Origin of the sequence: Altererythrobacter sp. CAU 1644 (genome assembly GCF_029623755.1) — a bacterium.
Lineage (GTDB): Bacteria > Pseudomonadota > Alphaproteobacteria > Sphingomonadales > Sphingomonadaceae > Erythrobacter > Erythrobacter arenosus.
In genome coordinates, this window is record NZ_CP121106.1 from 915586 (window position 1) to 928049 (window position 12464).

Here is a 12464-nt window from a genome sequence, read left to right on the forward strand (position 1 = left end):
TCCTAGCCCGGCAGGCTGAGCGGGCGCGTCTCGTAGTGCAGTCGCCACTGGTGCACTTCCGACAGCATGATCTCGCCCAGGCGGCGCGAACGCTCGATTAGTCGTTCGAGCGACAGCGGGTCGCGTTCGATCGCGCTTCTTAGCTGGCCCAATTGGCGCGCAATCACGGTCGAACGCTCGCTCGTCGCCGCGAAATCGCCCTGCATCCGGATGCCGTACAGCGCAGCGGCCAGAGCCGGGAAGAGCGCTGTGATGAAAGTCACAATGCCGGTGATGCTGAAGCCCATCAGTTCGGCGGACTCAGGCGAGACCAATGATTTGCCGAGATAGAACAGGCAGGCAATGATGGTTCCGATGAACAGCAGGTCGCCCAGCTTGTGCAGGCGGTGATTGGCCACGTGCATCGCATGGGCATTGCTGCGATGATAGCCGACCTGTTCGTCGATCAGTGCCAACATGGTATCGCGCACCTTGGCCAGATAGGCCTGGTCGAAGGTGGCGAAGGTCAGGCCCAGCTCGCGCGCCGTGGCCCGCGCCAGCCAGCTGACCCAACCGGGCTGCTTGGTCCCGTCCTCGACCTCGCGCAGATTGAGTTGCCCGATCGTCCCCGACATGGCGAGGAGGCGCAGGCGCTCGGCCAGATGGCGCGAATCGAGCCACCGCTGGTGCAGGTTGAGTCGATTGGCGCCGTGGGTGTTGGCGATGATGAGCGAGATCACCAGCAGCTCGCCGGCGATGAGGAACTTCTTCGCTTCGGGGAACAGCAGGCCCGACAGGGCGAGCAGCACGGCCACGCCCGCCATGGCGAAATTGGTCACGAAGCTCGACCGGAAGCGTAGGGCGAAATAGCCGCCCTCGGCATCGGCGCGGCCAAACCGTTCGAGCAGCAGCGAATTGAGCACTTGGCCGAAGCGTCCCTCGGATTCGAACGGCTCGGTATGCGGCTGCATCTGGGCGACGCTGCCGTCGACCTCGGGCGGATGGATCGAAATCTTGTACCACGGCCTGGCGCCGGTGAGCGCGAGCAGGAGGGGCCAGCCATAGCTGCGATGGTGCGGCGAAGGGTCGTGTTCGACGAATTCGAGCAACTGCCGCTCGTCCTCCCCCTCGGGCGGGGCGCACAGCGCACGAATGAGGTGCGGCAATGCGGCATAGGCGGGGCGCCGCTCGACACCGTCGAGAGAAGGCCGATCGGGAACGACGTCGTGAAGGCCGCTCCACAACAGCTCGGGTTCGGTCTCGCCGGTCGCGTCGATATGGATCACCGGTTGGTGGAGGGCCACGGCCTCGGCAATGACCTGCGTCGTCCCGCCACGGCCGCGCGCGGCCTCGCCGTCCCAGATCGCGATCATGATGTCCGATTGCGACAGGACCAGTCGGCCGGCCATCTCGTAGGCGGCCTCGTCCCCGTTCCTGTATTCGGACAATTGCATGACCGACACCGATCGACCGATCAGCTCTTCGGTCCGGGCCCATTCCTCGTCGCCGAAGTCCTTGCGATAGACCTCCGCGGGAAAGGGTAGGCAGGCAGACAGCGGGACTCCGCTCTCGAGCGCCGCCTCGGCGGCGAGCACATCCGCCCCTTCGGCGAGCGAAGAGATGAGCCGCGCTTCGGGAGGATCGGCGCTGAAGATGCTCGGATGCGCCAAGGCGATCTGCCCCAGCGCGCCCTGCGCCAGTTCGAACAGCTTGCGGCACTGCGCGCGAACGCGATCATGCTCGGTATGCAGCAGGCGCGGTGGGCGATGTCCGGTAATGCCAAAGCGCAGGACGAGCCGCGGCCGGTAGCTGCCTCCCGCTTGCTCTGCTGACATCGCTCCACCCCCTTCTGGTCGATCGCAGGGTTACCGCCCGCGATCATGCCCGCCAATGGACGGGGACGCAATCGCGCGCTTCACCCCGAGGTTGGCTCGGCGCCGGTTACTCCCACCAATATTTCCGCCGCTTGCGATCCCCGGTCTCGATCTCGTTCATCGTCTGGGCGTCGTAGAGGCGGCCGCCCAACATGACGCTGTCGATCTTGTCCGAGTTTCGGATATCGGCCGAGGGATCGGCATCGAGCACGACCAGATCGGCCAGCTTGCCGACCTCGAGGCTGCCGATGTCGCGCGCTATCTTGAGCGACTTGGCGGGTTCGATCGTGCCCGCTCGCAATGCCTGCACCGCGCTCATCCCGCCGCGGGCAAAGCTCCACAGCTCCCAATGCGCACCGATGCCGGCCTGCTGGCCATGCGCACCGATCGCCACTGCGACCCCGCGCTCGGCCAGCTTCTTGGCTTCGCGGGCGGCGTCATCATCGACAAAGGCCCATTCGGGCGCCTTGGTGCGCCGGGCCGTAGCGGCCAGCAATTGCTTGGGCGGGGTGTGCACGAGCAGCGGGTTGTCGAACACGTCGGTCGCCTGGCGCCAGTAGGGATCGCCTGCCAACCCGCCATATGTCACGACCAGCGTCGGCGTGTAATTCGTATCGGACGCGCTGTAGAACTGCAGCACGTCCTCGTAGAACACGTCCACCGGCACATTGTGCTCGACGGTCGAATTGCCGTCCGCGACGAGGTTCATGTCCATGCCGAACAGCGAACCGCCCTCTGCCACCACCAGCATGTTCTCGGCCACCGCCGCGCGCACGACCTGCTGGCGTTGTTCACGCCGCGGCTGGTTGTAGTTCTTGACCGAAATGCCGCCCTGCGCCTTGATCCGTCGGACGTGGGCGAGCGCATCTTCGTAATTGTCGATCCGCGCGTAGAAGCCCAGCGCCTTGGCGCCGTAGATGATCTCGCCCGTCGAGAAGATGCGCGGGGCCAGGATCTCGCCCGCCTGCTGCAACTGGGCTGCCGCGAACACCTGCGTCGCGTCCGAGGACGGATTGTGGATCGTGGTAACGCCGAGCGCCAGGTCCTGCAGCAAGGTCCAGTTCTGCTGCGGGATCAGGTCGCCCGTGCCATAGGGGCCATGCGCATGGGCATCGACCAGGCCGGGCATGATGGTCTTGCCGGTTACGTCGATGACCTTGGCCCCGGATGGGGGCTGCACCTCAGAGGCGGGACCGATCGCGGCGATCCGGTCGCCCTCGATCACGATCACGGCATTCTCGATGGCGCCGGGATCGTCCTTGCCCAGACCGTCGCGCATGGTCAGGACGCGCGCGCCCGTCAGGACCACGGTGCCATCGGGCTTGTCGGCGGCAAGCGTGCGCGCCAGCGAGACCCCGGTTTCAGGCGGCTCGAAGCCCTTGTCCTTGTCGTCCTTGCCCTTGGGCACATTACGAAACAGCGCGGCGACATCGGCCGTCTTGAACCACGGGCCGATCGACCAACTGAGCGAGCGCCCGCCGTTCGCCCACCCTATGTAATCGGCGCCGCCCTTGCTCACCCGGGTCACCGGCAGTGGGCCACCCTCCTCGCTCACGTCCACCGGCTTGCCACCCGGCATCAGCGGCATGGCGAAAAGCTCGTAGTTCTGGCTGAAGGCGACCGTCGTGCCGTCTGGCGAGACATGGAACGTCGCGGCCAGCTCGCCCTGTGCGTGCGTCCGCTCGTCCTTGCCCGCGAGGTCACTCGACACCAGCATCAGCTTGTCGGCGGAGACGCGGGTGAAGAAGATGCGGTCGTTCGCCGCACCGAAATGGGGATCGGATCCGTCGCGGGTGACGAGTTCCGCCTCTCCCCCATTCGCGGAGATGACGTAGACGCCGGCATTCTCCGAATAGTCGGGCGAGGTTAGCGAGCCGCCGCTGCGCTTCTCGAACACGATCGAGCGCCCGTCGGGTCTGAACTTCGGCACCGCGTAATGGCCCGGCTGGCTGGTGACGGCCTTGGCATTGCGCCCATTGGCATCGGCGACGACGATCTCGCCCAGCCCTTCGTCGGTCCAGCGCACGTAGGCGAGTTTCTTCCCGTCACGAGAGAAGCTCGGCCACAGTTCGAGCGCGTCGCTGCTGCCGCCGGTTAGCCGCCGAGGAGCATCCGATCCGGTCGCGCTCTTGCTGTAGAGCTTGCCCATGCTCTCGAACACGACCCGATTGCCGTCGGGGGTCAATGTGGGAAAACGCACCATGCTGGTGGTAAAGCTGTCGGGCGCGACCTCGATCGCGACATTGGGCACTTCCGCCGTCCCGCGGCTATCGTTGACCGTGAACGGGATTTCGGCCAGCCCGCCGCCATCGGCGTCGACCCGGCGGAGCTTGCCACCCGCCCAGAACACGATGCTGTTGCTGTCGGGCGTCCAGTCCATATTGGGATAGACCCCGGTAACCGCCCAGGTCTCCTGCACATCGAGGTCGAGCGCACCGTAGATCATGCGCTCCCTGCCGCTGGCGATGTCCTTGACCCACAGCTGTGACTGATCCTTCTCGCGCCTGACGAAGGCGATGCTCTTGCCGTCGGGCGAAGGGGTCGGGCGCACCGCCCCGCCATATCCCGCAACGGCGGTCGTCACCTCGCCAGTGGCAAGCTCGTGCTTCTCGATCGCGAAGATGCCGGCGTTCGAATCCTGCGCATAGATGAAGGTGTTCCCGCCGGTCGTATTGCGGGTGTAGTAAATCGCGCTGCCGTCGGGCGAAAAGGTCGGCTCGCCCAGCTCCTTCTGCAGTGCCTCGCTGGCGCGCTTGACCACCTGGACCCCGCCGCCGCCCGAGACGTGATACATCCAGATCTCGCCCGTGCCGAGCGAGCGCGCGGTGGTGAAGTGCTTCTTCGCGGCGATGAACCGGCCATCGGGGCTCCAGCTCGGCTGGTTGAGCAGGCGGAACTTTTCCTCGGTCAGCTGGCGCTTGTCCGACCCGTCGGCATTCATCACCCAGATATTGTCCGCCCCGCCCCGGTCCGAGGTAAAGGCGATCCGGCTGCCATCCGGCGAGAAGCGCGGATGCACCTCCCACGCCAAGCCTTCGGCGATGCGGGTTGGCGTGCCGCCGGTGATCGGCATGGTGTAGATGTCGCCGAGCAGGGTGAAGGCGATGGTCCGTCCGTCGGGCGAGACATCGACATCCATCCAGGTCCCTTCATCGACGTTGATCGGGACCTGCGTGATCGTTGCGCCCTTGGGCGCGCTGACGTCCCACTTCTCGTCCTTCTTCTCGGCTGCTTCGGTATCCTGGGCAGCAAGCGGCACGGCAACGAGCGAGGCCCCTGCGAGCAGCGCGGCGGCGAAGGAACGAGTGGTGATACGGCGCATGTATGGCTCTCCCCTTGAGTTGGAGCGAGTCATAGCCACGCGCAGCAGGATTGCCAGCCCGCGCAGGATGATTGCGCGAAGGCTTTCGACGAATGCCTAGTCGAAGGTGCCTTTTCGCGGCCCGAGATAGCCGAACAGATAGGCAGCGACCTTGCGCATCTGGATTTCTTCGGCACCCTCGGTGATGCGGTAGCGGCGGTGGTGGCGATAGATGTGCTCGAACGGCTTGTGCCGCGAATAGCCGATCCCGCCGTGCACCTGCATTGCCCGGTCCGCCGCCTGGCATACCAGCCGGTTCGCCCAGTAATTGCACATGGATACCTTGTCGGAGATCGTCTTCTCGATCTCCTCATGGGCCATGTTGTCCATCTCCCAGGCGGTCTTGTAGATCAGCAGCCGCAGCATCTCGCATTGAGTCGCCAGCTCGACGAGCGGGAACTGGATAGCCTGGTTCCTGGCCAGCTCTTCGCCGAAGGGCTTGCGCTGCCGCGCATATTTGACGCTTTCCTCGACGCAGAACTGCGCCGCGCCGAGCGATGATGCCGCCTGCCGGATGCGGTTCTGGTGGACGAAGCTCTGCGCCAGCGCGAGGCCCAAGCCTTCGCGCCCAAGCATCGCGCTTTCGGGCACCCAGACATTGTTGACCGAGAGGCGCGGATGGTCCGTGGGCATGTTGAAGGTCCACATCCATTCCTCGATCTCCAGCCCCTCGGTCGGGTTGGGGACGAGCAGGCAGGTGATGCCGCGCGCGTCGCCATCCTCGCCCGATGTGCGGCAGAACATCGCGCAATGGGTCGCGACATGCATGCCGGTGATCCACATCTTCTCGCCATCGATCCGCCAGCCGTCGATCCCGTCGCGCGTTTCGCGGACGGCGCGCGTTTCCATATGCGTCGCGTCAGAGCCGTGGTGCGGCTCGGTCAAGCCAAAGGCCACCCGCCGCGTTCCCTCGAACCCGCCCAGGATAAATTCCTGTTTCTGCTCGTCGGTACCCCACTGTTCGAACATGGCGACGAAGGGGAAGTTGCCGACGATCGAGTGCTCGTTCTGGAGGTCGTTGTGGAGGCCGAGACCGCGCTGGGCAAAGCGATCGCGGATCACCGCCATCCATAGGTTGCTGCCGTCATTGCCGCCATATTTCTTCGGCGCAGTGAAACGCCAGTGCCCCGCCTTGTCGGCGCGCCGCTTGGCCTCCCACAGCAGTTCCTCCCACTCCTCGCGCGGCAGCCCGCCTTCCTCGAAATTGGTCCGCGCCCATTCGCGGCGGTGGTCGAAAAAGCGGATATTGTCGTCCTGCTGCTCGAGCGGGATGATCTCGGATTCGATGAATTTCTCGAGCTCCGCGTAATAGTCCTCGAGCGCTGGCGGGATAGTGAAATCCATGGGCTAGTCCTCTCCGGTCCACTTCTTTCGCGCGACGGCGAGCGCGGGGTATTTGGGGGAATCGACAGCGACCTTTTCGAGGGCATAGAGCTTGGCCAAGAAAAGGTGATCCTTGGTCGAAAGGTCCAATCCTCCTTCGAATATCCCGTCGGTCGCGTACGAATTGAAATTGGCTTGCCACGAGCCATGCAGGTCGTCTCGCTCAATGATTCCCAACGCATTTCTTGCAACCGCTAGCTGAAATCGGTCATGACCTTGAACTGAGTCTTTGATGGAGTGAAGCCACTCGGCAATCGCAGCCGCAAGATCATGTATAGCGGCCTCACCGACCTTTCTTTTCGGGTGGTTGTAGAGTTTAATCTGCCGCGCCCGCTCCTCCTCCGGCGCATCCTCTTCGAGCAACATCAGCAGGTCCAATTCCTGCTCGCTGGTGCGGCGCGAGATCACCACGCGTTCGAGCGTCCGGTCCGCGCCTTCGCGCCAGGTCTTGGCACACTTGAGACACCCCAGCGCCCACCACACGGTGCGGTGGATCGTCCAGTAGCGGAACCGGGCGCGGTCGACCGTGCGACCGCTCTCCGCTTCGTATGTCGCGAAATAGTCCTCCAGCGGACCCAGTCCCAACGCCGGCCGGTCGTATCGGGCGAAGCGCCACACCGCCATGCAGCCGAAGGCGAGGTCTTCGTGCGGATCACCGAAATGCGCCAGTTCCCAGTCGAGCACGCCGGTCAGGTGGCCATTTTCGGCGAGGATATTGCCCATCCGGTAGTCGCCATGGTTGAGCACCGGCGCGCATTCTTCGGGGCAGTTGTCCTCCATCCACTTGAGCCCGAGCGCGATGATCGGGCGGTCGCCGCCCGCCTCCTCGAACTGCTGGCGCAGATCGGCGATGGCGGCGCGATAGTCCATCACCGGCACATCGGCAGGAACGTCTTCGCGAGAAAGCGAATGGATGCGGGCGAGATCGCGCGCCGCCTCGCGCAGGATCGTCTGCGCGCCATCCATCGCCAGAATTTCTTTGGGGTTCGGAGTGCCCGGCAAGGCGCACATGATGAAACCGCTGCCGATCCCGTCGCCTTCCTCGAGCACGGTCACAACCTCGGGCGCGGTCACCCCTGCCGCCCGCGCCGCTTCGATCAGCGCTGCTTCGGTCGCATGCCCATAGGGGCGGCCTTGCATGAACGCGAGCGAGGGAGAGCGCCGCAGGACGAAGTCCTCGCCATTCGACGAGAAGCGCCAGCTTTCCATGGTCGCGCCGCCGGTGAGGCGCGTCAGGCCTGAAGGAGGGGAAAGCCCGACCCGCGCGAGCGCGCGGGCCAGGCCTTGTTCGATCGCGTTTGGCTCTCCCCCGCTCACCTTGTTCTACGCGGGGACATTGTCCTTCTTGACGGTGATCACCTGCGGATAGGTGAACTCCTTGAGCCCTTCGAGGCCGTATTCGGCGCCGAAGCCCGACTGCTTGTGCCCGCCGAACGGGGTGAAGGGCGAGAGGTGGAGGTATTCGTTGACCCACACCGTGCCGGTTTCGAGCTGTTCGGCGATCTCGACGCCCTTGTCGGGGTTTCCGGTCCACACCGCCCCGGCGAGGCCATAGTCCGAATTGTTGGCGCGCTGGATCACCTCGTCCTCGGTCGAGAACTTCATCAGCGGCATCACTGGGCCGAACTGTTCCTCGGCCACGATGCGCGCGTCTTCGGGCGGATTGTCCATGATCGTTATCGGCACGTAATAGCCCGAACCCGAGGGATCGACATCGCCGCCGACAAGGAACTTGTAGCCATTGTCCTTGGCGTCCTGGATCAGTTCGCACACGCGGTCGAACTGCTTCTTGTTCTGGATCGGACCGACGCCGGTGCCCTGCTGCGAGCCATCGCCGACCTTCACCGTCTTGGCATATTCGACCAGCGCCTCGCTCAGCTCGTCATAGATATCCTCGTGGATGTAGACGCGCTTGGCCGCGACGCAGATCTGCCCGGCGTTGGAAAAGCTCGACCAGAACAACTGCTCAGCAACCTTCTTGGGGTCGGCATCGGGCAGCACGATCGAGGCATCGTTGCCACCCAGCTCGAGCGTGATGCGCTTGAGGTCGGCGCTGGCGCCTTCCATGATCTTCTTGCCGGTCGCGGTCGAGCCGGTGAAGGTGATCTTGTCGATATCGGGATGCGAAGTGATCAGCGGGCCGAGGCTGTCTTCGCCGGTGATGATGTTGACCGTGCCGGCCGGCACCTTGTCCGCGATCAGTTCGGCAATCCGCAGCGTGGTGAGCGGGGTGAAGGGCGATGGCTTGAGGACGATAGTGCAGCCGCTCATCAGCGCGGGCACGATCTTCTGGATCGCCATCATCACGGGGAAGTTCCACGGCACGATACCGCCAACCACGCCCACCGGAACGCGGCGCGTACGGCTGAGGCGGGCATCCGAATCTTCGTTCACCACCTCGTCGAGCTTAAGCGTCGCCTGCGCCGCCGCCATGCCCGATGCGCCATAAATCTCGCCCTTGGCCTGTTCGTGCGGCTTGCCCTGCTCGCTGGTCAGCAGGCGATAGAGTTCGTCGGCGTTTTCCTTGATCGCGCCCGAGATTGCCATGCAGGCAGCCTGGCGTTCTTCGAAGCTGGTCTTCTTCCAGCTCTTGAAGGCTTCGCGCGCGGCGGCGACGGCCTTGTCGAGATCACCCTTGCCGCATGCCGGGACCTGGCCGATCACATCCTCGTTGGCGGGGTTGACGACGTCGAGCCATTCGCCGGTCTCGACCATCTCGCCATTGATCAGGTTCTTGTACTGCTTGGCCATGGGGGGTTCCTCTCTCGATTCTCTACAATCCGGTTACCTGGAGCGATGATGGGCGCGAACCCATCGCAAGGCAAATGCCTTTCGGCTGCCCATATAGAAGGCGCGCCATGGGGGTGCGCCTATCCATTGCGCTATGAAACCTATCGCCTATGCAATGGAGTCGCAAAGCAAAAAGGATGCACAAGCTCATGGCCGAACTCGTAATCTACGGCAGCCCGATCTCTCCCTTCGTCCGCAAGGTCGCCGCCTGCTGTATCGAGAAGGACGTCGAATACGAGATCGAGGCGGTCAACGTCTTCGATCCGCCCGAATGGTTTCTCGACATCAGCCCGATGAAGCGCATTCCGGTGCTGCGCGATCGCTCGGTCGCGAGCGAGGGGCAGGAGGGGACCATCGCCGACAGTTCGGCGATCTGCGCCTATCTCGAGAAGAAGCATCCGGAGCCGGCGCTCTATCCGCACCATCCCTACGCGCATGGGCGTGCGCTGTGGATCGAGGAATATGCCGACACCAATCTCGCCGCGATCGGCGGCCTCGGCATCTTCCGCCCGATCTTCTTCTCGGTCACGCAGGGCAAGGAGCCCGACCTCGATACCGCGCGCGAGACCTGGTCGACCAAGATGCCGCCGATCTTCGACTATCTCGAGGCATCGCTCGGCGACAATGACTACTTCGTGCACGACAGTGTCTCGATTGCCGACATCACGGTTGCCTGCTGCCTGATGCAGATCGGGCTCGTGGCGGAACTGAAGCTCGATCGCTGGCCCGCGCTCGCCGCGCATCTCGAGCGGATGAAGGCGCGCGATTCGATCGCTGTCCCCTTCGCCAAGGCCGAACGGGCGGTTCGCAAGGCATTGCCGGAGGTCTGCGATCTCTCGTAACCTTACCAATTCCTAACCATTCCTTTGCCAGATGAGGGCAATTCGCTTTAGACAGGCCAGGCTAACTGGTCGCTTAGGGGTATCGAGACGGCTTCATGGTCAGCCCGTGGACAATCGGAATCATCGGGGGGTCGGGCCTCTACGCGATCGACGGGCTCGAGGACGCGCAGTGGATTCCGATCGAGAGCCCGTGGGGCAAGCCCTCTGACGAGATCCTGTGCGGGCGGATCGGCGAGGTTCGCGTGCGCTTCCTGCCGCGCCATGGCCGGGGGCATCCGATCTCGCCCGGCGAGCTCAACATGCGCGCCAATATCGACGCGCTGAAGCGCACCGGATGCACCGACATCCTCGCAATCTCGGCAGTCGGATCACTGCGCGAGCAGATCGAGCCGGGCCGTTTCGCGGTGGTCGAACAATTCATCGACATGACCAGGGGGCGCCCTTCGAGCTTCTATGGTTCGGGCTTTGTCACCCATGTCTCGATGGCCGACCCGGTCTGTCCGCGGCTGTCCGAGATGGCGACCAAGGCGATCTCCAAGGCCAAGGGCAAGGTCGCGACCGGCGCGACCTATGTCGCAATCGAGGGGCCGCAATTCTCGACCCGCGCCGAAAGCCACATGTTCCGCGACTGGGGTGCCGACGTCATCGGCATGACCGCCATGCCCGAGGCCAAGCTCGCGCGTGAAGCCGAGCTGCCGTATGCCCTCGTCGGGATGGTGACCGATTACGACTGCTGGCGCGAAGGCGACGCGGTCGACGTGGCGCAGGTCGTCGCCCAGATGCAGCAGAACAGCCAGCTGGCGCGCGACCTGGTGACCAATTTCGTCAAGGCACTGCCCAAGGAGCGCGAGCCCTCGCCGATCGACAATGCGCTCGACGATGCGGTGATCACCGCGCCGGACAAGCACGATCCCGCGTTGATCTCCCGGCTTGACGCGGTTGCGGCCCGTCTGCTCAATCCGGAAAGATGATGTCGGCAACTTCGGGGTTCAGCTTGCAGCAGGGTGTCTCGCCGCAATAGAAGCCGCTCCATGCATCGTCTTTTCGCCCTTATTCTCGTATTTTGCTCGCTGTTCGGCGCCACCCCCGCGCTGGCCGAGGTCAAGCTGAGCTTCCACAGCTTCAACGGCTCGGTCATCGTCGGGCGCTATCCTCACACCTTCATCGTGCTCGAAGGCACGCTCGACGAAACCGGCGAAGTGGTCAGCGAGAATTACGGCTTCACCGCCAAGAGCGCCGGCCCTTCGGTGCTCAACGGCCCGGTCGAACATGACGTGATGATCGAGAAGCCGAAATACATCACCAAGACCAACCGCCATTTCACGATCACGCTGACCGATGCTCAGTACCGCCGGATCAAGAAGGAAGTCGCCGCGTGGCGCGATGCGCCGGGCAAGTTCTACGACCTCGACACGCGCAACTGCATCCACTTCGTCGGCAAGATGGCCGAGATCGCCGGTCTTAAGGTCGATTACCCGAAAGACATGCTGCGCCGCCCCAAGAAGTGGCTCAACTACATCACCGCGCTCAACCCCCGGCTCGGCGCGCGCCAGATCAAGTAAACCGGGCAAAACATCAGCCCGCGCTTGCCGTGGCGGCGCGCATGCGGAATCAGTCGTGCATGGCGATTCTTTCCGACAAGTGGATCCGCGAAAAGGCGCAGAGCGAGGGGATGATCGAACCCTTCGTCGAGGCGCAGCGCCGCGAAGGCTGCATTTCCTATGGCCTCTCCAGCTATGGCTATGACGCGCGCGTGGCCGACGAGTTCAAGATCTTCACCAATGTCGACAGCGCGGTAGTCGATCCCAAGGATTTCGCCGCCAACAGCTTCGTCGACCGCAAGACCGATGTCTGCGTGATCCCGCCCAACAGTTTCGCCCTCGCCCGTACGGTCGAATACTTCCGCGTGCCGGAAGACGTGCTGGTGATCTGCCTCGGCAAGTCGACCTATGCCCGCTGTGGGATCATCGTGAACGTCACCCCATTGGAGCCGGGCTGGGAGGGGCATGTGACGCTCGAATTCTCGAACACCACGCCCTTGCCGGCCAAGATCTACGCCAATGAGGGCGCGTGCCAGTTCCTGTTCCTGCAGGGTAACGAACGCTGCGAGACGAGCTACAAGGATCGCGCCGGCAAATATATGGGCCAGCGCGGCGTCACGCTGCCGCGGCTCTAGGGGCGGAGCGGCAAGCGAAACCGCCGTCCGCTAACTACCCCTTCGCGGGCATTGCCAGC

9 protein-coding genes are annotated in these 12464 nt (G+C 64.0%); 4 read left to right on the forward strand and 5 right to left on the reverse strand.

From position 1 onward, the window contains the following. Positions 1-2: 2 nt before the first annotated feature. The 5 genes from P7228_RS04540 to P7228_RS04560 form a co-directional block, all read right to left on the reverse strand. A complete protein-coding gene (locus P7228_RS04540; protein WP_278017027.1) occupies positions 3-1814 on the reverse strand; it encodes a hypothetical protein in 1812 nt (603 codons plus the stop codon). A 106-nt stretch (positions 1815-1920) separates the two neighbouring features. Further along, on the reverse strand, positions 1921-5175 hold the full coding sequence (locus tag P7228_RS04545) for an amidohydrolase family protein (RefSeq protein ID WP_278017028.1): 3255 nt from the start codon (positions 5173-5175) through the stop codon (positions 1921-1923). 96 nt (positions 5176-5271) lie between these two features. Continuing rightward, entirely contained in the window at positions 5272-6558 is a 1287-nt protein-coding gene (locus P7228_RS04550; protein ID WP_278017029.1) for an acyl-CoA dehydrogenase family protein, read from the reverse strand. A 3-nt stretch (positions 6559-6561) separates the two neighbouring features. Beyond that, complete coding sequence (locus P7228_RS04555) at positions 6562-7914, reverse strand: phosphotransferase (protein WP_278017030.1); 1353 nt, start codon at positions 7912-7914, stop codon at positions 6562-6564. A 6-nt stretch (positions 7915-7920) separates the two neighbouring features. Next, the gene (locus P7228_RS04560) at positions 7921-9348 is read right to left on the reverse strand and encodes an aldehyde dehydrogenase family protein (RefSeq protein WP_278017031.1); all 1428 of its coding nucleotides are present in this window, start codon (positions 9346-9348) and stop codon (positions 7921-7923) included. Positions 9349-9536: 188 nt separating this feature from the next. Here P7228_RS04560 and P7228_RS04565 point away from each other — a divergent pair, with 188 nt between their 5' ends. The 4 genes from P7228_RS04565 (at position 9537) to dcd (ending at position 12405) form a co-directional block, all read left to right on the forward strand. Continuing rightward, a complete protein-coding gene (locus tag P7228_RS04565) occupies positions 9537-10229 on the forward strand; it encodes a glutathione S-transferase family protein (RefSeq protein ID WP_278017032.1) in 693 nt (230 codons plus the stop codon). A 95-nt stretch (positions 10230-10324) separates the two neighbouring features. After that, complete coding sequence (mtnP, locus tag P7228_RS04570; RefSeq protein WP_278017033.1) at positions 10325-11200, forward strand: S-methyl-5'-thioadenosine phosphorylase; 876 nt, start codon at positions 10325-10327, stop codon at positions 11198-11200. A 60-nt stretch (positions 11201-11260) separates the two neighbouring features. Then, positions 11261-11791 (forward strand): hypothetical protein, encoded by a 531-nt coding sequence (locus tag P7228_RS04575; protein WP_278017034.1) that lies wholly within the window; start codon positions 11261-11263, stop codon positions 11789-11791. 59 nt (positions 11792-11850) lie between these two features. Then, positions 11851-12405 (forward strand): dCTP deaminase, encoded by a 555-nt coding sequence (gene dcd, locus P7228_RS04580; RefSeq protein WP_278017035.1) that lies wholly within the window; start codon positions 11851-11853, stop codon positions 12403-12405. Positions 12406-12464: the final 59 nt, after the last annotated feature.

Excerpts from the sequence above, each read along its gene's own strand:
- P7228_RS04560 (WP_278017031.1), bottom strand. The coding sequence starts at position 9,348 with ATGGCCAAGCAGTACAAGAACCTGATCAATGGCGAGATGGTCGAGACC.
- P7228_RS04540 (WP_278017027.1), bottom strand. The coding sequence starts at position 1,814 with ATGTCAGCAGAGCAAGCGGGAGGCAGCTACCGGCCGCGGCTCGTCCTG.
- mtnP (WP_278017033.1), top strand. The coding sequence starts at position 10,325 with ATGGTCAGCCCGTGGACAATCGGAATCATCGGGGGGTCGGGCCTCTAC.
- P7228_RS04575 (WP_278017034.1), top strand. The coding sequence starts at position 11,261 with ATGCATCGTCTTTTCGCCCTTATTCTCGTATTTTGCTCGCTGTTCGGC.
- P7228_RS04545 (WP_278017028.1), bottom strand. The coding sequence starts at position 5,175 with ATGCGCCGTATCACCACTCGTTCCTTCGCCGCCGCGCTGCTCGCAGGG.
- dcd (WP_278017035.1), top strand. The coding sequence starts at position 11,851 with ATGGCGATTCTTTCCGACAAGTGGATCCGCGAAAAGGCGCAGAGCGAG.
- P7228_RS04550 (WP_278017029.1), bottom strand. The coding sequence starts at position 6,558 with ATGGATTTCACTATCCCGCCAGCGCTCGAGGACTATTACGCGGAGCTC.
- P7228_RS04565 (WP_278017032.1), top strand. The coding sequence starts at position 9,537 with ATGGCCGAACTCGTAATCTACGGCAGCCCGATCTCTCCCTTCGTCCGC.